Genomic DNA, 22,265 nt, shown 5'->3' with positions numbered 1-22,265 from the left:
GAGCCCAATTTCGATCGAGAGAAAGTAGATGTCTTGAGACTGCAAAACGTCCCTTTGTTGGAAGTTCAAGCTCGGTGGGGCTACAGCGAGTTGACAGATTCTCCGGCCGCTCGGCACTATTCTGACCTGGCGCATCTCGCCGCAAAGCGATTGAGTGGGACATCATTTGAGCGGCTCTCTGAAGCCGAACGATATGAACTTGCCTTTGGCGCGGCGTGCGCGAGGCCCGTCCTGCTCGCATTTCTAACCGGCGTAATTTCGTTCGACGTTGTCGAGATCGGACGGGCCCGATTAGGCTCGATGTTCGTGCCTCCAAATGTGTGGGATCCCGAAAGCGAGGGACGTTTCATTTCGTTCGAGGAATACATGGAAACCACGAGCCTCGATCTCGATGATCCTCGAAGCGTACTTCCCAGGGGAACGAGCTATGAATTTCCCGCGGATCCGATTACGTTTGGTCGTTCGTTTAGCTTTCCGATATTGATCGACGGCTTTCACCGCGCTGCCGGCTTCTGGAAGTACGGTCCGCCGGACGGAAAATTGCTCGCCTACTTTCCGTCAGCTCTGCTGGTAGAGGATTGAATTTTCACTGGCTCAGTTTCGACGCTTGGATGCTCGCCAGGAAGGGCGCACCATGCAGCTCGATTGCCAGGCGCTACGCAAGATGCCTGACTTCATTGCAGTGAGATCGTCAGCCCGCCCAGATTTGCCGCAAACTCCAGGCCTGCTTTCGGCCCTTTGAGCATGAGCAGAACGCCGTGCTCATTTCGCATACTCACACCGCCGACGCCGGCGGCCCATGCGCCGCCTCCGCCGACCAGCGTATAGCTGCCGGCGAAATCGTTGACTTCCCTGATGCCGGAGGCGGTGCCTTCCAGCCACGTCACCGATGCGCCCGCGCTGACGCCGAGGCTGAAGCCGGACACGATGAACCGATGGTGCCGCCCACGGTAGGTGAGCGTGCCGCTCCCGCCGCCGCCACCCACGACGAGCGCCGCCTTCACGAACTTGACTTGGACGTGGCCGGTCGCCTGCGCAAAGCAGGGCGCGACCAGCAGAACCATCGCGACAAGCGCCAGTATGACGGGACGGATGCCTCGCATCATTGCAGCCCCTCTTCGCTCAAGGATTTGTAGGGTCGACTTTCTTCCAGGTCTGATCCGGATCGAAGGCGATCATGCGCTTGGCGAGGAAATCGGTGCGTGAACCGAGGTCCTTTTGGTAGACAGTGCCGGCGTGATTGACCAGGAAGGTCATGACGCCGGAATTGCCGTACTCGGCGGGCCAGGCGACCAGTGCAAATCCGCCGATCATCTTGCCCTTCACGACATAGTTCAGCGCACCGCCCGGAGCATCGGAGCCCTGCGCTTTCAGGATCCGATAGTAGTATCCGTGGTACGGCTCGGCCTGCTCGCCGACCTTGTAGCCTTCCGCCGCGGCCTGTGCTGCCAGCTTACCGAGCGGGCTCGGGTCCTTGTCGTCGCGCCAGAACAATCCGTCGGTCTTGCCTGGGCTGCTGACGATGCGCTGGGCATAGGTGCCGACGCCCTCGCCGCGATCCTTCTCGGCATATTCATTCTGCGCGTCGACATAGGCGAGACTGGTCTGGATCGCAGCAAGCTCGTTGCGGCCGATCCTGCGGTAGAGGATTTCGCGACGTCCCGCGGCCGCGTCAAAACTCCAGCCGTCCTGGTTGTTGACGAGGGGAATCGGGAACGGGAAATCGTCCGGTCCCAGAATCAGGGTGGCCTTCTTGTTACCGTCGGCCTTGATCGAATGCCTGGCGTCGTAGGCCAAAAGAAAACGCTCTCGCGCATTGGCGTCGGCGACGTCGTCGCCGGACTCGATGATGTCGGCGGCATCGCGGCCCAGCACCTTCAGCATGGCCCGGCTCGTGCCGGCCTTGACGGCGGTTGCCAGCGCGGACGCCGCGTCCTCCGGATTGGGGAAGCCCTGCTGCGCGCGAACCGGAGAGAGGAGCAAGGCGAATGCTGCTGCCGCCGTGATGCCGATCCACGCGAGGCGATCCAATCGCAAGTACGAAGTGCCTGTCATCGTGATGCCTCCGACGAGGATGGAATCTTCGCACCGGCGGCAAGCCAGTCGTGGTAGCTGCGGAACTTGAGGCCGAGCCTGTCGTAATAGACCCTGAGATAGCCATCGGCGCCGCGTGTCACCGCCGCCGGCATCACTTGTTCGACTTCCTGCGCCATCACGCCGACATAGGCCTTGTTGCTGCCGAGATAGCTGAAGCGATAATAGCCGAGGCCGTTGGCGAGATACCCAAGCAGTTCGATGTCGTGCTTGAGCGCGATGTCGGAACGCCGTCCACCGCCGCCACCACCGCGGAAGCCGCCACCTCCGCCGCCACCTCGGAAGCCACCTCCGCCGCCGCCACCGCGACCGGCGAAGCTTGCGCCGCCGCCGCGCGGCATGCTGGCCATGCTCGATCGCCCGCGCGCCGATGCCGCCGCGGCTGCCCGTCCGGACGACACGTTCATGGCGCCGCCGCGACTGCCACCGCCACCGCGATTAGCCGAAGCGGCGCGGTTACCGGAATTGCCACGGTTGGCGGCCTTTGCGCGATCGCCGCCGCCCTTGGCCTTGTTGCCGGCACCGGCGCGGTCGCCGCCTTTGGCACGATCGCCCGCACTGGCACGGTCGCCACCTCTGGCGCGATCTCCGGCGCGGTCACCCCCACGATCTCCAGCGCGATCACCCGCACGGTCTCCGGCGCGATCGCCGCCGCGGTCTCCTGCCCGGTCTCCTGCCCGATCTGCGCCACCCGCGCGATCGCCGCCCGGGTTGAGAACCTGCTGACCGTCGCGGCCGCGATAGTTCATCCGGTCGCTGACGCCGGCACGATTGTTGTTGCCGCCGAAGCGCTGCTGGACGCTGCTGTTGTTGTAGCGAACGCCCTGGCGATGCGCGGAATTGTGCTGCCAGCCGTTGGCAATATTGTTGGTTCTGTTGAAATGGTTCACATAGACGTTGCGATTGCCCCAGTTGCAGCCACCGCCCCAATAATTGCCCCAGCGCCCGATCGCCCATCCGGCGCCGAAGGCAAGGCCGGTCGCGATCACACCCGCGCCGATATAGGACGGATAGCCGAAATAATACGGCGGGTATTCAGCATAGGGCCACGCGCCGTAGACCGTGGCGGGATCGTAGTAGGGTACGTAGACCGTGTCCGGATCGGTCTGCTCGATGACGATAACCTGCTTGTTCTCCTGGGTCTGGACGCTGACTTTCTGCTGCTTGGTCGTCACCAGCTTGTTGTTCGCCTGCGCCTTGCTGCGCAGCCGCTGGATCGCATCCATGACGTCGGCCTGTTGGGCCAGCACGGCATCGCCCAGATTCTTCGTCCAATCGATCTTGTCGCTCATCATCGAGAGCACGTCGGCGGTACTCGCGAGTGCCTTCACGCTGTCATCCCAGGCCTGCTTGTCGACCTCGGCTTTCAGCGCATCGCCTTTCAGGCTCTTGCGCTCCTTCAGCCAACGATCGGCTTGCACGACTTCGAGCGGATAGGTCGAGGCCGCCAGCACATTGGCCAGCAGCGAGTCCGGATAAAGCGCGATCGGCGCCACCAGGGCTTCCAACTGCTCGGGCTTCAGGAGCTGATCCGCCGGCTGCGCTGTTGCCGCGGCCGGCTGGCCGGCCGGAGCCGGCGGTTTGTCGGCCGTCTGCGCGAATCCGGCAGCTGATGTCACCGACACCAGCGCAACCACAAGCAGAGTCTTGCCCCAACGGACCATCGCGACCTCCATCGACACCGACGGTCGGCAGCATCCGCCACAGCCACGTCTTCCCCTTGATCGAGATCAAGGAAAGCATCCTTCCGCTCAGCTTGCGGTTCAACTTTGGACTTGGCTCGGCTGCCGCGATGCAAGATGAACGCGGCGATCGTGGATCAGGTTCTCGAGCCGGTGAGCCGCAACATTCACCGCGGTGACGGCACGCTCTGCCTTGTCGTCTGCGACCGGCTCCTTGCGTTGCGTCCGCAGCACCTGATCGATTTCACGCTCGATCTCCTCCAGCTCCGATTCGAGACCGGCCGCCCGGACCCGAGGCCCCAGCGCATAGAGCGCGTCGAGCGCCTCCTGGCGGCTCGGCATCTCGACCGGCCGCAGGAATTTCCAAGCCGCCGCGAGCACGGACGCGAGCCCGCCTGCGATCATCGGCGCCAGGAAGATCGCATTGCCCCACTGGTCGAGAAAGCTCTCCCGGGTCCCCTCAAAGACAGCTGCCGCCCCGGGATGCACCGGCAAATAGGCGCCCGCGTCGGTGTCGGGCGTGGCGATCTGGGAAAGCCCCGGCAGCTCTGCAAGCAGGTCCCGCCGCGCATTCATGATCGATTGCGTCAGGTCGCCGATCAGGTCATTCCCGAGCTTCTTCTGCGCCACCAGATAGAACGATGTCTGCAGCGTCGTCAGGTCGTCGGCGGGAATCGGCGGCGAGCCGCGCAAGGTGCCCTTCGGCACGTCGAAGCTCTCATAGGCGCGCTCCTTTTCCGCGATCGCGCCGGCGGACTCGATGGCGATCATCACCGGGCCGGCTCGCGCCGTGTGCGGGAAGACATTGCGCAGCAGCGCAAGATATTTCTCGGTCAGGGGCATCACGAGCAGGATTGCCCGGACCTCCTTGGTGTCGAGGGCCCGGCGCGCGTCCGCCGGCGCCAGCGGCCTGAACGTCACGCCGGCCCGCGTCAGGTCGTACTCGTCGGTCAGCACCTTGATCAGCTTCTGATTGGCTTCGGCGCCGATCACGCCGATGGTGGCGCGCTTCAGCTCCGCCACGTCGGATATCGCAGCGCCGGGCGGCGCGATCATCAGCACGGTGGCGTGGGCCAGTACGATGACCGCCTGAGCCTGCGAGAGATCGCCGACATCCCCACGTACGACGGCGAGATCGACCTTTCCGGACGCGAATGCCTGGGCGGACTCAAGCGGCCCCGGGGTCTGGACCAGGCTGAGCCTGACCGGCGCTTTCGACTGGGTGAGCTTTCCGGCGATCGCCGAGACCAGCCTGCCGGCCTCGCCATCGAGCGAGCCAACTGCGATCGTCAAGGTCGTCGGCCGCTCATACCAGCGATAGGCCAGCAAGCCCGCCCCCGCCGCCAGAAGAATGATTCCCACCACCAGGGCGATGCGGAATGACCTCGGCAACCTGCCCGGATCCACGGCGCGCTACCCAATCGGCCCGGCGTCAGCCGAGAACAGTTTGGCGGCGCCGCGCCAGCGCGGCAAGCGGACGCCTCTAGAGCTTGCAACGATGATAATTGACCTCCATCCCCTCGATGCCCGGGAACTGGCGCGTAATGGTATCGTCGTCGACGGCCTTAAGGAAGAACTGCACGTTCGATACCATGATTCCCGACGCGCAACCGACGATGATGTTGATGTTCTGGCCGTCGTCCTTGCGCGATTTGATCTTGCAGTTCTCGAACTTGCCCCGAAGGCGATCGGCCTCGGCGATGAACCCTCCGCCATAGACGCCCGAAAAATTCGTGAAGGTGAGCTGGCTCGCCCGGCCCTTGTGCGCAAACACTTTTCGGCACTGTTCGGCGCTCGTCGCCCAGGCGCCGGTGAGATCGAATGCGCGCGCGCAATCCGGCGATCCGAAGATCACGCCCGCGACCACGATTGCGCGAAATTTGCGATCCGGTTTCATATGCTGTCTCCCTGTTCGCGCCCGTCAGTGACCGCTGAGCACCAGCGTCTGGATCGGCAGCAGCAGAGCCTGGATCCGCAGCAGCAGTGCATGAACGAGTGCGGTCGCGTCGACGGCGTGCAGGGCAAAACCTTTCAACGCGCCGGTTTTCGGATCGGCAATCACGTCATGGTTGCTGGTGTAGGCATTGACGATGCAACTGCTGCCCGGTGTCACGCCGTCGAGGCCGTCCTTGTAAAGCGGCTCAAGGAACACGAGGATCGAACCCGGCTTCTGCAGGCTCTGCGGGTCGATCAACAGCTCGGTGGCCCGAAACTGGCCGGCGGCGATGAAATCCTGCACGCTGGTGACGACGAGCGGGATGATCACCCAGGGTTTCGACATACACGTGGCTTCTGCAACCATGCCGGGCTTCATCACCTGGGCCTCGATCTGCCCGAAGCCCGCCTGCAACCTGTTGCGGCCCGCTTCGTCCGGTATCAGGACTCCCGCCGGCCGCATGATCTGAGCGACGAGGTCTCCTGGGCGAACCAGGAATTGCTCGACGCGGCCATCGACGCCGGCACGGACGAAGGTCTTGTCGAGATCCACTTGGGCCTGCGCCTGCGCGGCCTCGGCGCTCGCCCGCTCGGCCGGCAGGAGCGTGGAGACCCGTAGCGTCGCCGATTCCTTGACGGCGCTAGCGGCATCGACGCCGGACTGCCGCTGATCGACCAGCACCTGCAGCTTCTCGATGTCGCGTTGCGGCACGATGCCGGGATTACGGCGCTGCAATTCGCTCTTCACGTCGAGTTCGTCCTTGGCCTGCTGCAATGAGGCTTTCGCCTCCCCGATCTGGGCGTCCGCCTTGACGACATCGGCCTGCGCCGAGATCAGCGACGCATCGACCTCGGCGATCTTTCGCCTGGCGGTCTCCAACGCAGCCTCCTGCTTCGAACCATCAAGCCGGAACAGAACGTCGCCTTTCTTCACCGGCGCGGTGAAGTCGACATTGACCTCGATGACGCGGCCGGACCCTTCGGGCAGGATCGGTACGGTTCTGAAGTAGATCGCCGCGGAGCTTGTCGAGGGATGGAAGTAGAAGATCATCGTGATCAGCGAGATCGTGAGCATCAGGCAGCCGGTGATGCCCCATCTCAACTCGTACCAGACGGAGAAAAACGTGATCTCCTTGCCGAACCGCTTGCCTTGCCGATAGCGGCGGTAGAGGTAATCCGGCAGGATCGTCACCAGCGAGCAGATCATCAGCTCAAGCATGGTTGTGCACCTCCTGCTTCGCGGGCGTCCGGACGTCGGGACCGCCGCCAGGTACGGATTCGGCTTCCGGTTCAGCAGCGGGCGAACCCGGCGTGGCGTCGGCTATGCGCTCGACGGAATCGGCAATGCTGCGCATCGGCGTGCCGAAATCCGGCAGGTCGATCAGCGCCAGCAGCAAGCCGGCGACCCAGAAGATATGCATGTGGGTGAAAAGCGATATCAGGCCGAGGACCGCGACGATCTCAAATTGAAGCTTCTGGCTCTTGTGCGCCATGCGTTCCGGCAGGCTGTGCAGCTTCCAGTAGAGAGTGCCAACCCACAAGACTGTGGCTACAAGGAAAATGCCCATCACCACCATCAGGGTATCCGACCCGTCGGCGCCGGGAATGAAAAACGGCAGATGATGGGGCGCTGCCGGATGGATCTGTTCGTTCAAGCCAAGTCTCCCGGTTGCAATAAAACCGCAAGCAATCTTGATCGACACTGCTGATCATCCTATCGCGCTTGCTTGATCTGGATCAAGGAGGCCCGTTGGCCCGACCCTACCGTTCGGAGGCACGGTGAGAGATCGGGCTTAGGAGTCCCCAGCCATGCGAGACAAGATCGATGACTTGATCCCGAATGCGCACGAGATCCAGAAGCAGGCAGCGCTCCAGGAAGCGGGGAAGGCCGAGGAACATGCCAAGCGTGCGGCTGCTGTGGAGGCCGAGAAGCGCGCCTTGATCGAGCGGTTGAGCAAACCCTCCGGGCTCAGCGAGGACGAGAAGGTCAAGCTGGCATCGACGGTGATTCAGCGCGCAGTACGCAACGGACTGACCGAAGTGCAGGTCTACCGCTTCCCCAACACGCTGTGCACCGACAAGGGGCGCGCCATCAATCAGATGGAGGCCGGCTGGGAAAAGACGCTGACAGGCATACCGAAGGAAATATACCAGCTCTGGGCGGACTATCTGCAGCCGCGCGGCTACCGCATCCGATACCAGGTCGTTGAATACCCCGGGGGCATGCCCGGCGACATCGGCATCGTCATTGCCTGGGGTTAACAGCTCGAACGATGGACGGGTATCCATGGCGAAAGACAAGTCCGCAGAAAAGATGACGCGCAAACAGTACGAGGAAGAGCTGCACAAGCTGCAGGTCCAGCTGTGCCATCTCCAGGACTGGGTGGTCGCGAACAAGCTCAGGGTCATCATCCTGTTCGAGGGGCGCGATGCAGCCGGCAAGGGCGGAACCATCAAGGCCTTGACCGAGAAGGTCAGCCCACGTGTGTTTCGGGTGGTCGCGCTGCCGGCACCATCCGATCGCGAGAAGTCCCAGCTCTTCATCCAGCGTTACATGCAGCAGTTTCCCGCCGCCGGCGAGATCGTGATCTTCGATCGCAGCTGGTACAATCGCGCAGGCGTCGAATATGTGATGGGATTCTGTACGCCTGCGGACCACAAGCGGTTCCTCTCGCTCTGCCCGCAGATGGAGCAATACATCATCGAGGGCGGCATCATCTTGGTCAAGCTGTGGCTCGAGGTCGGGATGGATGAGCAGGAACGGCGCTTCAGGGCTCGGATCGACGATCCGTTGCGACAGTGGAAGCTGAGCCCGATGGACACTGAATCCTATCGCCGCTGGTATGACTACTCACGTGCGCGCGACCTGATGTTCAAGGCGACGAGCTCGAAGCATGCGCCCTGGAACATCATCCGATCCGATGACAAGCGGCGGGCGCGACTGAACTGCATCTCATTCCTGCTCAAGACAATTCCTCACGGACGCGTCAAGCGCGTCAAGGTCAAGCTGCCCAAGCGCTCGAACAAGGGCCGCTACAACGACCAGACCGGCTTGCGCGGGATGAAGTTCGTCGAGGAGCGCTACTGAAGGGCAAGGCCGCGCCGCGCGCGGCCTTGGTCCTTCAGACCTATTTCAAGCGGATCGTGACACCGCCCACGGCGGCCGAGACTTCGGCGCCGACCTTCGGGCCGCTGAGCTGCAGGATCACGCCATTGGCATTCTGCAATTGCACGCCGCCGGCGCCCGCGGCGATCGCACCACCGGCGCCTGCGGCGCTGTAGGAGCCCTCGATTGAGGCAGGCCCCCTGAGATTGATGGCACGCCCGACGAACTTGGTGGTCGAAGCGCCGATCGTGAAGCCAACGCTCATCCCCGACACTGTGAACGGATAATGCTTGCCGCGCAGCGTCAATACGCCCTCGCCGCCTCCGACACCCACGATGAAGCCGCCCTTGGTGAAGATGACGGCGACCGAGCCGGTTTCGGCCAGTGATGGCGTGCTGAAGCCGGCCAATCCCATCACCACCGCAGCAAGAACTCCGATCAAACTCACTTTCCTCATGGCTCTCTCCAGAAACCGGTTGCGTTACGACTTGTTGTGCAAGGATCATCGCTCCGAGAATGCGAAGACGCCTTGCGAGATCTCGTGCCCTTATGATGCGGCCTTCAGCTTCGGCGCTGCCGCCCGCGGCTTGCCCATCCTGGCCAGCGCCTCGGTGGTCACGAGCTTCAAGCCTTCGGCGGCGTCGTAGCCATGGATCTCCTTCACATCGAGCTTGCGCATGAAATCGATGGTCTCCTGCGTGATGACCTGGCCAGGCACCATGATCGGGAAGCCCGGCGGATACGGGATCACGAAGCTCGCGGAAACGAGAGCGGGCCCGTTCTTCAGGCGCCTGTCGATCTCGGGATCGTTCAGGCGAATGTATTGGCATCCAGCCGCATCATAGGCTGAATAGAACCCACCGCGGATGTCGCCCTCGTTCGTCTTCGTGCCCGCGTCGCCGCGATAAGCGTCGTGGAAATGCGAGAAGTTCGGCAGGTCGGGCACGTCCTTCATCAGGCTGCTGACCCGCGCGTCGAAATCGCGCCTGGCGTTCGCTCCACCTTTAGCCAGGCCGCGATCGATTTCGCCGGAGACTTCGGCCAGCACCCGGACCAGATGCGCGACGTCGCTCCGCGTATTGTTGATGTTGGACTGGATCAGGACCGAATTGCGCGAGGTCTTGTTGACCTGGATGTTGTAGCGGCTGGCGAGCAGACCCTTGAACTGCGTTCCGTCGTAGCCGGCCGTGCCGCAGACCAGCGTCATCCGGGTCGGATCGAGGCAGAACTCGTCGTCGTTCAGGCTCTTCAGCGCGCTCGCCCAGTTGGTGCCATCAGCCAGATAATCGGTGAACCCGCTCTGGCGATAGGCCTTCGGCACCATCGCATCCGCGCCCAGAACGCGGAAATATCGGGAGATCAGCGGATTGGTGTTGACCGCATTGCGGATGGCGAACGCGATCTCCATCGCATTGGCCACCAGTCCATAACCCTCGAGCTCCATCTGGCGGCGCGAGACGTCGAGGCTTGCGATCAGCTGCTGGTTCGGACTGGTCGAAGCGTGCGTGAACACGGCCTCTTTGAACTGCGCCTCGACCGTGTGGAATTCGATGTCCTTGACGGCCAGCATCGAGCCCTGCCGGATCGCCGACATCGACTTGTGCGTCGAATTGGTTTGGTACACCCGCAACCGGATCTGGCGCGGGTCGGGAATCAGCCGGGTCTTGAGCAGCACCTCGTCCGAAGGGTTCTTGCCGAGTTCGGCCTGCTGCTTCTCGTAAGCGGCAACCGATTTGGGATCGCGCATCCAGGCTTCGATCTCGTTGGCCGCGCCCATCGCGGTTCGCCGCCGCAGGAACGGCGAGAACCGCGCAAAGCCGAACCAGGCCTCGTCCCAGAGGAAGATCAGGTCGGGCTTGATCGCGAGGCATTCCTCCATCACCCGCCGCGTGTTGTAGATGTGACCATCGAAGGTACAATTGGTCAGGTCGATCATCTTGACCCGGTCGAGCCGGCCATCGGCCTTCGCATTCAGCAGCGCCTGCTTGATCGTCTTCAGGGGTACTGCCCCGTACATCGAGTATTCCGTCATCGGGAATGCCTCGACGTAGAGCGGCTGCGCGCCCGCCAGCACCATGCCGTAGTGGTGCGACTTGTGGCAGTTGCGATCGACGATCGCGATGTCGCCGGGACCCAGCAGCGCCTGCACCGCCATCTTGTTGGAGGTCGAGGTCCCGTTGGTGACGAAGAAGACGCGGTCGGCGCCGAGCGCGCGAGCGGCCTTCTCCTGCGCCTTCTTGATGTTACCGGTCGGCTCCAGCATGCTGTCGAGGCCGCCGGTGGTGGCGCTGCTCTCGGCAAGGAACAGATTCAGCCCATAGAACTCGCCCATGTCGCGGATCCAGTCCGACTTGAACACGGACTTGCCCCGCGCGATCGGCAGCGCGTGGAAGGTTCCGATCGGCCGCTGCGCGTATTTCTTCAGATTGTCGAAGAACGGCGTATCGAAGCGATCCTGCACGCCTTCCAGAATTGACAGATGCAATTCGAGGATATCCTCGACCGAGTAGAACACCCGGCGCGCCACGTCGGCCTCGGGATTGCCGGCCAATTCCTCGACGTCGCGGTTGGACATCAGGTAGAGATCAAGCTCGGGACGGATCCGCTTCAGGATATGGGCCAGCCGGAGCGCGGACGCGTCGGACTCGTCGTTGAGCCCCATGGCGCCGGTCATGGCACGAAGCACAGGCGCGTCGTGGCGCGAGCGCAAGCCAAAGCCTTCGTTGATCACCACCGCCGCAATGTTGGGATTTAGCATGGCCGCACAGAAGGCGTCCTCGAGACTGCCCACGACCACGGGCTCATAGATGAAGGCGTCGACCGGACGCCGCAGCCTGCGCCATTCCGAAAGCAGTCCCGGCCAGTTACCGGCCGGCACCCCGGTCACGATCAGGGTCTCGAAGTAGGGACGGCGGCCCCCCGATTGTCCGAGCGTTGGCGGAAGCAGATCGGGAACGTCGCCATTGCCGTCGTCCTGCGTGCTCCAATCGTGGGCCTGTTGGCGGAAGGATTTCGTTTGAAGGGCCTGCGTGATCCGCGTCGCAAGCATATGCGAGGTGGCGGCATCACCCGCCGCCGCGGCTTCCTTCAGTGCCGCCATCAAACGAAGGCCCGGGTAGCCGTGAAACTCCTCCGTGACCGCAAGCGCCGACAGCGCCGCGTCATACGCGGCACGGTCGCCGCCTCCGCTCCACCGCTTTGCCGCCTCAACCAGATCGCGCCAATTGTCGGCGCGTCCGCCGGGTCCGGAGAAGAACTGGTCGATGCGCTGCTGTGCCGGCTTCGCGTCGTTGGCCATGAATGACTCCTGATCTCGTGATCCTGGCGCTGGTTCTGTCCGATCGTAGGAACCGGGCCCAATGCTCCCTTTGATCCAAGTCAAGCCGACGCCGGATTGAGACGCGTCTCACAGCTTCCGAGCAGGCGCCACGCCTTGCGATGCGACAGGGCTACTGTGTCCGGGGGCGATCCGCTCGGTCGCACACGCTAGGTGTTTGCCGGCGGTTTCCTGTCGTCCAACACGCTGTCAAGCGTGCGCATCCAGTCTCCACGATCGGTCTTGTCGGCAAGGCCATCCGCCTGAAGCAGGTCGCGCAACTGCGCGTGCGCCCCGACGATGCGGAACGTGATTCCGCGCGATGCGAGTTCCTGGTGAAGATCGTGGAGCATGCGCGACCCCGCGAGGTCGATGAATGGCGAGGCCGACAGGTCACAGGCCACCAGCTTGACGTCGGGGGACATCCGAAGCGCCGCCAATACCGTCTCGAAGATCGTCTCGGCATTGACATAAAGGAGAGAGGTTTCCGGGCGAAACGCGAGGATTCCGGCCAAGGGCTCCACGTCGTCGTGCCGCGCCCGGTCGGAATAGCGGCCGCTGCCAGGCAGACGGCCGAGAAACGCGATATTCGGCTGGGACGCGCGCAACAGCAGCAGGAAGATGGTGGCGACGGCGGCCAGCAACACTCCCTGCAGGATTCCGAGGAACAGCACGGATACCAGCGCGATGAGCGCGGCATAGAAATCGATCCGGCTGATCCGCCACATTCTGGCGAGCGCGCGAATATCGACCAGTTTGTAGACGGCCGAAAAGACGATCGCGGCAAGCACGGTCTTCGGCAGATTGGTCAGCAGACCGGTGAAGAACAGCAGGCAGAGTGCGAGGGTCACGGAGCAGAACACCAGGGCCAGCGGCGTTCGCGCGCCGGCTGCGTCATTGACGGCCGACTGCGACAGGCCGCCCGCAACGGGATAGCCGTGCCCAAGGGCTGCCGCGAGATTGGCCGCGCCGAGTCCCAAAAACTCCTGCCGGACATCCAGCGGGTAGCCGTGCTTTGCCGCGAAGCTTCGCGCGGCGGATACGCCTTCCACATAGGCCAGCACCAGGCACCCGGCGGCAATTGGAAAGAGATCGTCAAATTCGAGCAGGCCAAATGTCGGCAGCGCAAGGACCGGCAACCCGGTTGGGATCTTTCCGGTCACCGGCAATCCCATTTCCGCAAGCCCGAGCACGGAGACGGTCAGGATCGACAGCGCGACCACCGCCAGCCCAACGGGCTTGCCGGGCAGCCTGCGCTCGCCGAGCAACAGCAGCACGGTCGCAACCACACCGATGCCGAGCACCAGCGGCCTGGTATCGCCGAACTGGCCGGCAAGCTTGATCGCGCGGTCGAAAAAATTATGGCCGCCGCCTGCGACGCCGAACAGGCTCGGCAGCTGGCTCATGATGATGGTGAGCCCTGCCCCGGCCTTGAAGCCCACCAGAATGCTATCGCTGATCAACCGCACCAGCAGGCTGAGCTTGAACAGCCACGCAATCAGGCAGAGCACTGCGACGCTGAAGGCAACGAGGCTGACGATCTGTCCGTAACGCGTGGCATCGCCGCCGGCCAATATGCCGACGGCACCGGCGATCATCAGCGAGATCGCCGAGGTCGGTCCGACCGCGAGTTGCCGGGAGGAGCCCAGCAGGGCGTAGCCTATTCCGCCAAGCAGGTAGCCGTAGACGCCGATCTGCGGCGGCAGGCCGGCGAGGCCCGCATAGGCCAGCGACACCGGTATGGCGTAGGCCGCCAGCGTGACCCCGGCGATCGCATCCGCCCCAAGCCAGGAGGCGCGATAATCGGCGAGCCAGATCGCCGGCGGAAACCGACGCATCCAACTCATCTCGCCTCGGATCGACATCACGCCCGCCGTATGAAGCCGCAATGGCTGCATGTGGTTGCGCCGGCGGACGCGATGCTCGTTGACTCAGATCAAGCCTCGCTGCCCGCAATGTGCTTCTCACCTACGTCGGCTCGATTATCGTGACCTGCACATTTGCCGAACGACCGCTGGAGCGCATGGCATGCGTCAGCACCGCTTACGGATCCTCGCAACCGCAGCGCTTCTGTTGCTTGGCCTGACCGCTCCCGCACGCACCGATGATCAAGACCCATCCCAGCGCATCCAGGAAGAGATCTGGGCATTGCCGCTGCCGCTACCGATGTTCGCTTACCTGGTCCGCCCCGTGGGCGACGGCCCCTTCCCGCTGGTCATCATGAACCACGGTGTGTCGCTGAACGCCAGGGATCGCAGTTTCTTCCCCCTGGTGGAGTTTCGCGACGCCGCCATGTGGTTTGCGCGGCGCGGCTATCTCGTGGTCGCACCGGTCGGCACCGGCTATGGCGCGGCGGCGATCGATATTCCCGAACGCGGTCTCTACGGCCCGTTCTTCTCCAAGGTCGGGAAATGCATCAATCCGAATTTCCTCGATCCGGGTCTCGCCGTCGCGCAGGTCGATCTCTGGATCATCGACTACATGGCAGCCGAAAAGCGCATCGTGCCGAAAGACGTCATCGTCGTCGGGCAGTCGGCCGGCGGTTGGGCGGCGATCGCGCTGTCTAGCCTCAACCCTCCGCAGGTCAAAGCCATCATCACCTTCGCGGCCGGCCGCGGTGGCCGGGTCGATGGCAAGCCCAACAACAATTGCAATCCCGATAAACTAGTCGAAACGACCGGCTTCTTTGGCCATACCTCACGGGTGCCCATGCTGTGGCTCTATATCGAGAACGACACCTTCTTCGGCCCGGTCCTGTCAAAGCGAATGCACGAGGCGTTCTCGCGCGCCGGCGGGCGGGCCGAATACCATCTATTGCCGCCGTTCGGCGACGAAGGGCATTTCCTGATCGGCTCTCCCAATTCGATTCCCATCTGGTCGCCATTGGTCGAACGATTTCTGGGCAACGTTCGCTAGGCGGCCAAGCCTCGCTGAAGGAGCATCCATGGACCGATCTGGTGCCTTATATCGTGCCTTGTATCGTGCTTGGGCGACGTTGGCGCTGTTCGCGGTCAGCATCGGTGCTGCGTACAGTCAACAGACGCCCTCGCCACCGGCTGCGGTCAAGGACGGCGCGGAGGTCACCTCGCGGGGCGCACGCGCGGCGCGGGACGTCAAATTCGGCGATTGGCGCAGGCTTTGTTTCAATGCTGCCGGCGCCAAGACATTGTGCCGGACGACGATCACCGGCACCTTCGGGACCGGCCAGACGGCCGTTCGCGTCGATCTGATCGAGCGCGAAGACGGCACCGCCCGTCTCCAGCTGTTCCTGCCCGTCGGGATGTACCTGCAGGCCGGGGTCAAGCTGTCGGTCGACCAGCAGCAGGTCCATCGCCTGCCCTATACCTGGTGCGTGACCAACATGTGCATCGCCGCCGATGTTGCCGATCCCAAGCTGCTTGGGGAAATGGATGGTGGAAAGACGCTCTCGATAGAGGTGGTCGACACCAGTATTCTGACGATGACGACATCGGTCCCGCTCGACCGCTTTGCGACCGTGCGCAAGGGAGCACCCGCGCTGACGCTCGATCAAGCCATCGACGAGTGATCGAGACCCGCAATCGCTGCGCCAGCCAACAATTGTTCGATCGGCTGCATCAGCGACTTCGCCGTGAACGGCTTGGTCAGATAGGCCACGCATCCGGATGCCATCGCGGCCATGCGTGTCGCCGGGTTGTCATTTCCGGTGATGTAAATGACGGGGACTTCGATGCCCTGATCTGCCAGGCGGTGACGCAGTTCGATCCCTGAACCATCGCTGAGATTGATGTCCAGGATCAGACACAACGCGCCATCGAAGCCACTGTCATTTAGCAAGGCAGCTCCGGTCTCGAACAATCTGGATGCAAATCCATATTCCCGAAGCAGCCGTCCGATTCCCCGAAGCATGGAGGGATTATCGTCCACAACGAGAACAATTTTCTGGATCGGCAAATTATAGAACCTCTACCTCGACGCCGAATCTTGATTCGTCACCCGACGTCCGTGTCCCGATGCAGGACACTGAACGTCGATCGGCGCGCGACACCGTCGCGGTATTATTCGAGATAAGCGCCGTCACAGAGCTTTCATATTGTACCATGGGACAGGACGGCCGCAGCGGGTCACCCCTTGACCTCGCGGTCAAGCTCGCGCGCGCCGAGCCGCTCGGCGATCGAGACCAGTTCCGCAAGCGATTGCACCTGCATCTTCTCCATGACCTGGTGACGATGCGCCTTGATCGTGCGTTCCGTCGTGCCGAGCTCATAGGCGATCTGCTTGTTGATCCGACCGCGCACAATCAGATCGAACACCTGCCGCTCGCGCGGGGTCAACCTGGCCAGCAGCGCGCGGAGTGAGTCGAGCCTGGTTCGCTGGCTGCGGGCCAGTTCGTGCCGCGCGACGGCGCGATTGATTGCCTCGATCAGTTGCTCGGACGCGATCGGCTTGGTCAGGAAATCCTCGGCTCCGGCCTTGATCGCCTGCACGGTCGTCGCTGTGTCGGCATGTCCGGTGAGGAATACGATCGGGAGCGTGGATTGCAGCTCGTTCAGACGGCCCTGCAGCTCGGGACCACTCATTCCGGGAATCCGCACGTCCAACAGGATACAGCCGGCCTCTTCGTCGCCGGGCAATCGATCGAGCAGTTGCCGGGCCGACGCATACGTCAGAACACGATAGCCCGCGAGCTTGAGCCTGCGCTCAAGTGCTGTACGAAACGAGGCATCGTCATCGACGATATGCACGTAAGCGTGCATGACGCCCTCTCCTGCGCGATCGACAGCGAGATTCTGCATTCGTATTATCACGGCCTCCTGCCAAGAAAAGACCCCAAACGAGCTATGCAGCGAGCGGCAATGAAAGATGAAAAACCGCTCCGCCGCCGGATTGGTTCTCGGCCCAGATCTGACCGCTATGCGCCAGAACGATGGTCCGTGCGATGGACAGGCCAATGCCCATGCCTTGCTCCTTCGTGGTGAAGAACGGATCGAAAATATCGTTCAGCCTGTCCTGGGGAATTCCCGGACCTGAATCGCAGATGGAAATCATCGCCAGCGCGTCGCCGTTGACCTCGGTACGGCCGATGATCGTGCGCCCGTAGGGCATTTTGGCCATCGCATCCATGCTGTTGACCACAAGGTTGAGAATGACCTGCTGCAACTGAACCGGGTCACCCTTCACCCACAAGATCTCCGGTGAGGTCTGCAGGTAGATGGCGACGTTGCGCGTGGAGGCCTGCAGCTTGAGGAAATCGAACGCTTCCCGCATGGTCTGATTGAGATCGATCTCTTTCTTCTCGAACGGCGCACGCTTCAGCAGACTGCGCATCCGACGGATCACCTCGCTCGCGCGCAGATCATCGCGCTTGATGTCGGAAATGATCTCCCGGACCTCCTGAAGGTCGGGCGTCGGCGAAGCCAGGATCAGTTCCGCGGTCTCGGCATTGGTCAGGATCGAGCCAAGCGGCTGGTTGAGCTCATGGGCAATGGAGGACGACAGCTCTCCGGCGGTCGCCTGCCGATTGACGTGGGCAAGCTGGGACAGCTGATTACGGGCTTCGACCTCGGCCTTCCGCCGCATGTGCCGCTCGTGCAGCAGGAACGCGATGAGCAAGGTCTGGGCTAGTATTGCAGCGGCGAGCGCGATCGCCCGCCAGCGGTACCTTTCAATAAAAGTCGGCTCACGGAAGCGACTTTCGCTGCCTTGCGGCAGTGCTGCATCTGCTGCCAATTGAAGAGCGGCTTCACGCCGAAATCCATCTTGATAAGCCTCGCGACCGAAGCGACTGAGATCGAGGCTCTCCGTGTAGACGGTCGTCGGCGCGTGACCCTGCGCGCTCACGGCATCGCTCAGCCCGACGAACACCTGATCGTCGAACGGGCCGCGCCGATCGGACTGGTCCAGCACCAGCATCGAATGCGGACGCATCTCTTGCGCCCGGAGACCAGGCGGAGAAAGCAAGATAGCCAGCAGGATGATCAGTCCAGAGAGCCGAATTGGCTTGCCCATAGCGCTCGGAGCCGGAGATCAACGGGTTCAAAACTTAGCACTCCGTTATCGTCGAGAGAATTGAATTTTCATCGAAGACTTCCGCACCAATTACGGACAAATCGCCGCATTCCCGCGCCCTGTCCTTTAGGACAATGACCTCAGGACCAATAGAGGCTGATCGAGCCCTGTCGTAGTCATTGCGTGCGGACAGGCCTTTCGAACCGCTCGGACGCCGCAAGTTCATTACAGAGTGAGTTGGTCCATGTTCGCTCACGTCAATGTCAGACCGGCCAATGGACCTAACATCCTCGGTGGGCTGACCGCCCGGCACGCCAACTTCATCACCAGCGAATTCCACTACAGAAAGGGCGCCGAGATCTACGGCGAGAAGGAGCCTGCGGAGTACGTCTATCAGGTCGTCTCGGGGGCCGTCCGCAGCTACAAGCTCCTCTCAGACGGACGGCGCCAGATTGGCGCCTTTCATCTCGCCGGAGACATTTTCGGCCTCGAGAATACCGAGTTCCATCGCTTCACCGCCGAAGCTGTCGTCGACACCAATGTGCGCCTGGTCAAGCGGATGAGCCTCGAACGGGTGGCCCATTCGGATTCCGCCCTGTCCCGCAACCTGCTGAGCATGACCACGAGCAACCTGCAGCATGCCGAGGATCACATGCTGCTGCTCGGCCGCAAGACCGCGTTGGAGCGGGTTGCAGCATTCTTGCTCGAAATGGACCGCCGGCTGACTGGAGTAGACGTCGTCGCCCTACCGATGTGCCGGCGCGATATCGCCGACTATCTCGGGCTGACCCTGGAGACGGTATCGCGCGCGCTTTCCAAGCTGCACGCCTACGGAGCGCTCAACTTCCTCGGCTCGAACCAGCGCGAAATCATGCTGGTGGACCGCGACCAGCTGTCCAGGCTGGACAACTGACCGCGAGTTTACGGGGACTTCACGAGCGCGGCCTGGCGCTCGATGGTCTTTTGCAGCACTTCGAACAGGACCGCCGTCGACCAGCCGAACATCAGAATACCGTTCATGGCCGCCATCGGTCCGAGCAACAGCCACGCCTTTACCGGGATCACGTCGCCGTAACCGAGCGTGGTGTAGTTCACGAACGCGAAATAGATCAGATCGCTACCCGCAGGCACTGCACTCATCACGAAATAGGCCAGTGACCACACCATAATCTCCAGCGTGTGTGCGACCATCAGGATCAGCGCAGCCGCCACCATCACGCCGCTGAGCTGCAACCCAGACCTGCCGGCCGCGCTCAAGGCGATGTTCCGCAGTAGCCCAATCACCGCGACGGTGAATAGCGAATGGACCGCGATATTGATCGCGCTGACCGCCGATCCCACGATGAGTTGAAGCAGTATCATCGCTGTCCCGCCAACCGGGCGCGGTCGTCCCGGATCCATGCCGTGACCAGTTCCCAGGCGACCGCGAGAATGATCGGCCCGATGAACAGGCCCACGATGCCGTGCGCAAGCGTCCCGCCGATCACGCCGACGAAGATGACGAGCGCCGGCGTGGTCAGGCCCCGCCCCATGACCAGCGGCTTCAGCACATTGTCGATGACCCCGACGACCAGGAAGAACAACGTGAAAGCAAGCGCCGTCGCCAGGTCCTTGGTCGACCAGAGCCAAATGATCACCGGAATCAGCACGATCGCCGCCCCGATCTGCACGATCGCCAGCAGCATCACGACAAACGCCAGCAGGCCCGCACTTGGAATCCCCGCCAGCTTGAAGCCGACCCCGGCCAGCAGCGATTGCAGGACGGCAACGCCGATGACGCCCCGGGACACCGCCCGAATGGTTGCGCCGGCCAGGTCGAGGAAGTGCTCGCTCTGCTCCGGCACGATGCGGGACAGGAAGCTCCGGCACGCTGCGGCAAGCTGCGAGCCATAGGGAAACAGAAACCCCGCCAGGACAACGGCGAGCAGGAATTTCAGCATCCCGACCCCGGCATCGCCCGCAAACGCAAACAAGATCCCGGCGAGCGGTTTTAGGTGCGGAACGACCTCGCGCAGCACGGCGCTCAGATTGGTCGAGGCCCGATCCCAGAGATCGTAGAGCGGGCCGCCGATCAGCGGCCAATCCTTGATCTGCGGCACCGGCGACGGCACGACAACGTTCCCGGCGCTCAATTGTCCTGCCAGCTCCCTCACCCCGTCCACCGCCCCGATCCCGAGCCAGGTCGCCGGTCCGATGACGACTCCCAGTGCGATCAAGGTCAGAACGAGAGCCGCAATGCTCGCGCGGCCGCCGAGTATCCTCGTGAGCCAGGTGAAGACGGGATAGAGCGCGACTGCGAGCACCACACTCCAGGCCAGGATCGGCACGAACGGGCGGACCAGGACGAACGACCAGTAGATCAGCAGCGCCAGCAATCCGAGGCGAATTGCGAGCTGGATGAACTCATCTCCGGCTACGAGCTGGCGAAGGGTTTTCAAGAGCATGCTTTCGATTGAGCGTCAGCAGGCACGCAGGAAGTGGTGCCATCGCACTGCCGCGCGCGAGTTGATCCAGATCAAGCGTCGCGCGTCCGCTGCCTCGGCAAAGAAACGGCCCCGGTTCGGGGATGGGAATCGAGGCCGCTCCAACTCGTCGGGATGCGATTCACGGCCGGGATCACGATCGCGATCGCGCTCCAATTAGGCGACGGACTGCTGCCCGCGGCAATTGTCCCAAGGTGCAGCATCGATCGTCCGCTCCACCGAGGAGCCCCCACGGTCACTTTGATTCAAGTCAAGCGTCGGCTGCCGCCTGCTGACAGTCTGGGTTGCACATGATCTGGAAGCCGGTCGTGATTTGCCAGCCATTGGATCACGACTGCCTTGTCACCCCGATCTGGAGGACATCATGAAGAACACCAGAACCTTGCTGGCCTTGACCCTGCTTGCGAGCGCGATCGGCGTTGACGCGAGCCATGCCGCCCCGCTGCCGACCAACATCGCGGCCATTGCCGCGGTCGACCACGGCACCGTTCAGGTCCGTTGGGGCGGATGGGGCGGTGGCTGGGGCTATCGCGGTTGGAGAGGAGGCTACGGCGGCTGGGGCTATCGTGGATGGGGTTATCGCGGATGGGGCGCCGCCACAGCCGGGGCGATCGTCGGCGGAGCCGTCGCAAGCTCCGCCTATGGCGGATATCCCTATTACGGCGGCGGATATGGTTACGGCTCCGGCTATTGCCCGCCTTATGGAGGATATGGAGGTTACGGATATTACGCCCAGCCGCGCGCCTATTACGGATGGTAGATCGGTCGTCGGGCGCTATGCCGGCTTGCAGGGAAGTCACCGCAGGCCCAGCAACGATCGCCGATAGCCGCTGTCGCGGGCTTCGTTCCTGCACACGTAACTGCCGTCGAAGCCTCTGGCATAACGGCTCTGTCCCTTGAGAGATAATAGCGTCCGCGGCGGAGATCGAGCCAGACCACGGTATCCCCGGGACAATGCCGATGCGCCTGGGCCTCATAACGGAATGGTGTTAGCGGCAGCGCGACCGCCTCTTGTGCGCAGCAGAACAAGAAGGTCGTGACACAGGCCCCGATACCGAGCCTGGCCGAACAGCGGTCTCGACGTCCGGTCGAATTTGCAATTATTCTGAAGCGCATTCATCACGGCCGGGAGTAGCCGTCTCGTGCTGAAATGGTGCTCATACTGCCAACGCTTCACGGGCGAAGCGCCTGAATACGGCGATTTCAGCATCACGCACGGCTTGTGCGCGGATTGCGAAGCGAAGCACTACTGGTCCCTCGAGGGGCGCGAGCTCGCGCATGCACAATTCCTCCGCGATATCTTCGGCCGCCTGTTCATTGCCGGGCGCAACAACAACGTCCAAACCGCGAAAGCTGTCGTCGACGAGGCAATCGGTGCAAGCTGCCGGCCGGTCGACATCCTGATCGGCATGATCGCCCCGATGCTGTATCAGATCGGTGAGGATTGGAAGACCGGCGTACTCAGCGTCGATGGCGAGCATCGATTTACCGCCTTCTGCGAGGAGGTCATCAACCTGATCACGGCGATGATGAGCACGCTCGGCCAAGCACCGATAGCGTCGCCCTCCGATCAGGTCCTGTTCACGAATGCGCCACGCTACGTGCCCGCGGTTGCCGACGCCGGTCTCGTCACCGACATCAGTTCGCCCGACTTCGGGTAA

The 22,265-nt window shown here is 62.7% G+C and carries 23 protein-coding genes and 1 pseudogene; 8 read left to right on the top strand and 16 right to left on the bottom strand.

Translation table 11 applies throughout. The annotated features are described in order from the left end of the window. Nucleotides 1–33: 33 nt before the first annotated feature. Nucleotides 34–582 (top strand): hypothetical protein, encoded by a 549-nt coding sequence (locus ACVIGA_RS42050; RefSeq protein ID WP_456670635.1) that lies wholly within the window; start codon nt 34–36, stop codon nt 580–582. 92 nt (nt 583–674) lie between these two features. Here the strand turns inward: ACVIGA_RS42050 and ACVIGA_RS42045 are convergent, their stop codons facing one another. From ACVIGA_RS42045 to ACVIGA_RS42015, 7 genes are all read right to left on the bottom strand, one after another. Next, a complete protein-coding gene (locus ACVIGA_RS42045) occupies nt 675–1,106 on the bottom strand; it encodes a hypothetical protein (protein WP_223975004.1) in 432 nt (143 codons plus the stop codon). 16 nt (nt 1,107–1,122) lie between these two features. Then, nucleotides 1,123–2,055 carry a DUF2950 domain-containing protein gene (locus ACVIGA_RS42040; protein ID WP_456670634.1) on the bottom strand — a complete coding sequence of 311 codons (933 nt, stop codon included), beginning with the start codon at nt 2,053–2,055 and terminating at the stop codon, nt 1,123–1,125. Next, on the bottom strand, nt 2,052–3,758 hold the full coding sequence (locus ACVIGA_RS42035) for a DUF3300 domain-containing protein (protein WP_456670633.1): 1,707 nt from the start codon (nt 3,756–3,758) through the stop codon (nt 2,052–2,054). The genes ACVIGA_RS42040 and ACVIGA_RS42035 overlap by 4 nt, the downstream gene beginning before the upstream one ends. 99 nt (nt 3,759–3,857) lie before the next feature. Continuing rightward, nucleotides 3,858–5,168: a TAXI family TRAP transporter solute-binding subunit gene (locus ACVIGA_RS42030; protein WP_456670632.1), complete on the bottom strand. Its 1,311-nt coding sequence runs from the start codon at nt 5,166–5,168 to the stop codon at nt 3,858–3,860. Between the two features lie 91 nt (nt 5,169–5,259). Further along, nucleotides 5,260–5,673, bottom strand: a complete 414-nt coding sequence (locus ACVIGA_RS42025) for a hypothetical protein (RefSeq protein WP_456670631.1) — start codon at nt 5,671–5,673, stop codon at nt 5,260–5,262. A 24-nt stretch (nt 5,674–5,697) separates the two neighbouring features. After that, nucleotides 5,698–6,930: an HlyD family secretion protein gene (locus tag ACVIGA_RS42020; protein ID WP_456670630.1), complete on the bottom strand. Its 1,233-nt coding sequence runs from the start codon at nt 6,928–6,930 to the stop codon at nt 5,698–5,700. Further along, nucleotides 6,923–7,366, bottom strand: a complete 444-nt coding sequence (locus tag ACVIGA_RS42015; RefSeq protein WP_456670629.1) for a hypothetical protein — start codon at nt 7,364–7,366, stop codon at nt 6,923–6,925. Before ACVIGA_RS42015 ends, ACVIGA_RS42020 begins: the two co-directional genes overlap by 8 nt. 154 nt (nt 7,367–7,520) lie before the next feature. Here ACVIGA_RS42015 and ACVIGA_RS42010 point away from each other — a divergent pair, with 154 nt between their 5' ends. After that, complete coding sequence (locus tag ACVIGA_RS42010; RefSeq protein ID WP_375774803.1) at nt 7,521–7,973, top strand: hypothetical protein; 453 nt, start codon at nt 7,521–7,523, stop codon at nt 7,971–7,973. 25 nt (nt 7,974–7,998) lie between these two features. Then, a complete protein-coding gene (ppk2, locus tag ACVIGA_RS42005; protein WP_456670628.1) occupies nt 7,999–8,799 on the top strand; it encodes a polyphosphate kinase 2 in 801 nt (266 codons plus the stop codon). A gap of 40 nt (nt 8,800–8,839) precedes the next feature. On the opposite strand, the gene ACVIGA_RS42000 is transcribed toward ppk2, so the two are convergent. The 3 genes from ACVIGA_RS42000 to ACVIGA_RS41990 form a co-directional block, all read right to left on the bottom strand. Further along, a complete protein-coding gene (locus tag ACVIGA_RS42000; RefSeq protein ID WP_223975023.1) occupies nt 8,840–9,274 on the bottom strand; it encodes a hypothetical protein in 435 nt (144 codons plus the stop codon). 90 nt (nt 9,275–9,364) lie between these two features. After that, nucleotides 9,365–12,115 carry a decarboxylase gene (locus ACVIGA_RS41995; RefSeq protein WP_456670627.1) on the bottom strand — a complete coding sequence of 917 codons (2,751 nt, stop codon included), beginning with the start codon at nt 12,113–12,115 and terminating at the stop codon, nt 9,365–9,367. Between the two features lie 188 nt (nt 12,116–12,303). Then, the gene (locus tag ACVIGA_RS41990) at nt 12,304–13,980 is read right to left on the bottom strand and encodes a SulP family inorganic anion transporter (RefSeq protein WP_456670626.1); all 1,677 of its coding nucleotides are present in this window, start codon (nt 13,978–13,980) and stop codon (nt 12,304–12,306) included. A gap of 181 nt (nt 13,981–14,161) precedes the next feature. On the opposite strand from ACVIGA_RS41990, the gene ACVIGA_RS41985 reads away from it, so the two are divergent. Together ACVIGA_RS41985 and ACVIGA_RS41980 are read left to right on the top strand one after the other, a co-directional pair. Beyond that, entirely contained in the window at nt 14,162–15,049 is an 888-nt protein-coding gene (locus tag ACVIGA_RS41985; RefSeq protein ID WP_456671003.1) for an alpha/beta hydrolase family protein, read from the top strand. Between the two features lie 79 nt (nt 15,050–15,128). After that, nucleotides 15,129–15,680 (top strand): invasion associated locus B family protein, encoded by a 552-nt coding sequence (locus ACVIGA_RS41980; RefSeq protein ID WP_456670625.1) that lies wholly within the window; start codon nt 15,129–15,131, stop codon nt 15,678–15,680. On the opposite strand, the gene ACVIGA_RS41975 is transcribed toward ACVIGA_RS41980, so the two are convergent. From ACVIGA_RS41975 to ACVIGA_RS41965, 3 genes are all read right to left on the bottom strand, one after another. Next, nucleotides 15,662–16,066, bottom strand: a complete 405-nt coding sequence (locus ACVIGA_RS41975) for a response regulator transcription factor (protein WP_456670624.1) — start codon at nt 16,064–16,066, stop codon at nt 15,662–15,664. The genes ACVIGA_RS41980 and ACVIGA_RS41975 overlap by 19 nt on opposite strands. A 170-nt stretch (nt 16,067–16,236) precedes the next feature. Beyond that, nucleotides 16,237–16,869, bottom strand: coding sequence for a response regulator transcription factor (locus ACVIGA_RS41970; RefSeq protein WP_456670623.1), 633 nt, complete (start codon nt 16,867–16,869; stop codon nt 16,237–16,239). 82 nt (nt 16,870–16,951) lie between these two features. After that, complete coding sequence (locus ACVIGA_RS41965; RefSeq protein ID WP_456670622.1) at nt 16,952–18,025, bottom strand: sensor histidine kinase; 1,074 nt, start codon at nt 18,023–18,025, stop codon at nt 16,952–16,954. Nucleotides 18,026–18,365: 340 nt separating this feature from the next. Between ACVIGA_RS41965 and ACVIGA_RS41960 the strand changes: the two genes are divergently transcribed. After that, on the top strand, nt 18,366–19,034 hold the full coding sequence (locus tag ACVIGA_RS41960) for a helix-turn-helix domain-containing protein (protein ID WP_223975031.1): 669 nt from the start codon (nt 18,366–18,368) through the stop codon (nt 19,032–19,034). An 8-nt stretch (nt 19,035–19,042) separates the two neighbouring features. On the opposite strand, the gene ACVIGA_RS41955 is transcribed toward ACVIGA_RS41960, so the two are convergent. Then, nucleotides 19,043–19,483 (bottom strand): ion channel, encoded by a 441-nt coding sequence (locus ACVIGA_RS41955; protein ID WP_456670621.1) that lies wholly within the window; start codon nt 19,481–19,483, stop codon nt 19,043–19,045. Next, nucleotides 19,480–20,559 carry an AI-2E family transporter gene (locus ACVIGA_RS41950; RefSeq protein WP_456671002.1) on the bottom strand — a complete coding sequence of 360 codons (1,080 nt, stop codon included), beginning with the start codon at nt 20,557–20,559 and terminating at the stop codon, nt 19,480–19,482. The genes ACVIGA_RS41955 and ACVIGA_RS41950 overlap by 4 nt, the downstream gene beginning before the upstream one ends. 409 nt (nt 20,560–20,968) lie before the next feature. On the opposite strand from ACVIGA_RS41950, the gene ACVIGA_RS41945 reads away from it, so the two are divergent. Beyond that, the gene (locus ACVIGA_RS41945; protein WP_456670620.1) at nt 20,969–21,364 is read left to right on the top strand and encodes a hypothetical protein; all 396 of its coding nucleotides are present in this window, start codon (nt 20,969–20,971) and stop codon (nt 21,362–21,364) included. Nucleotides 21,365–21,400: 36 nt separating this feature from the next. Here ACVIGA_RS41945 and ACVIGA_RS41940 read toward each other — a convergent pair. Beyond that, a pseudogene (locus tag ACVIGA_RS41940) lies at nt 21,401–21,720 on the bottom strand (hypothetical protein). A 26-nt stretch (nt 21,721–21,746) separates the two neighbouring features. Here ACVIGA_RS41940 and ACVIGA_RS41935 point away from each other — a divergent pair. After that, entirely contained in the window at nt 21,747–22,265 is a 519-nt protein-coding gene (locus ACVIGA_RS41935; protein ID WP_456670619.1) for a B12-binding domain-containing protein, read from the top strand.

It is taken from the genome of Bradyrhizobium sp. USDA 3240 (assembly GCF_054063295.1).
This window is presented reverse-complemented; position numbering and strand designations above follow the sequence as displayed.

Excerpts from the sequence above, each read along its gene's own strand:
- ACVIGA_RS42045 (WP_223975004.1), bottom strand. The coding sequence starts at position 1,106 with ATGATGCGAGGCATCCGTCCCGTCATACTGGCGCTTGTCGCGATGGTT.
- ACVIGA_RS42040 (WP_456670634.1), bottom strand. The coding sequence starts at position 2,055 with ATGACAGGCACTTCGTACTTGCGATTGGATCGCCTCGCGTGGATCGGC.
- ACVIGA_RS42035 (WP_456670633.1), bottom strand. The coding sequence starts at position 3,758 with ATGGTCCGTTGGGGCAAGACTCTGCTTGTGGTTGCGCTGGTGTCGGTG.
- ACVIGA_RS42025 (WP_456670631.1), bottom strand. The coding sequence starts at position 5,673 with ATGAAACCGGATCGCAAATTTCGCGCAATCGTGGTCGCGGGCGTGATC.
- ACVIGA_RS42020 (WP_456670630.1), bottom strand. The coding sequence starts at position 6,930 with ATGCTTGAGCTGATGATCTGCTCGCTGGTGACGATCCTGCCGGATTAC.
- ACVIGA_RS42010 (WP_375774803.1), top strand. The coding sequence starts at position 7,521 with ATGCGAGACAAGATCGATGACTTGATCCCGAATGCGCACGAGATCCAG.
- ppk2 (WP_456670628.1), top strand. The coding sequence starts at position 7,999 with ATGGCGAAAGACAAGTCCGCAGAAAAGATGACGCGCAAACAGTACGAG.
- ACVIGA_RS42000 (WP_223975023.1), bottom strand. The coding sequence starts at position 9,274 with ATGAGGAAAGTGAGTTTGATCGGAGTTCTTGCTGCGGTGGTGATGGGA.
- ACVIGA_RS41995 (WP_456670627.1), bottom strand. The coding sequence starts at position 12,115 with ATGGCCAACGACGCGAAGCCGGCACAGCAGCGCATCGACCAGTTCTTC.
- ACVIGA_RS41990 (WP_456670626.1), bottom strand. The coding sequence starts at position 13,980 with ATGAGTTGGATGCGTCGGTTTCCGCCGGCGATCTGGCTCGCCGATTAT.
- ACVIGA_RS41985 (WP_456671003.1), top strand. The coding sequence starts at position 14,162 with ATGCGTCAGCACCGCTTACGGATCCTCGCAACCGCAGCGCTTCTGTTG.
- ACVIGA_RS41970 (WP_456670623.1), bottom strand. The coding sequence starts at position 16,869 with ATGCACGCTTACGTGCATATCGTCGATGACGATGCCTCGTTTCGTACA.
- ACVIGA_RS41965 (WP_456670622.1), bottom strand. The coding sequence starts at position 18,025 with ATGCTGGTGCTGGACCAGTCCGATCGGCGCGGCCCGTTCGACGATCAG.
- ACVIGA_RS41960 (WP_223975031.1), top strand. The coding sequence starts at position 18,366 with ATGTTCGCTCACGTCAATGTCAGACCGGCCAATGGACCTAACATCCTC.
- ACVIGA_RS41955 (WP_456670621.1), bottom strand. The coding sequence starts at position 19,483 with ATGATACTGCTTCAACTCATCGTGGGATCGGCGGTCAGCGCGATCAAT.
- ACVIGA_RS41945 (WP_456670620.1), top strand. The coding sequence starts at position 20,969 with ATGAAGAACACCAGAACCTTGCTGGCCTTGACCCTGCTTGCGAGCGCG.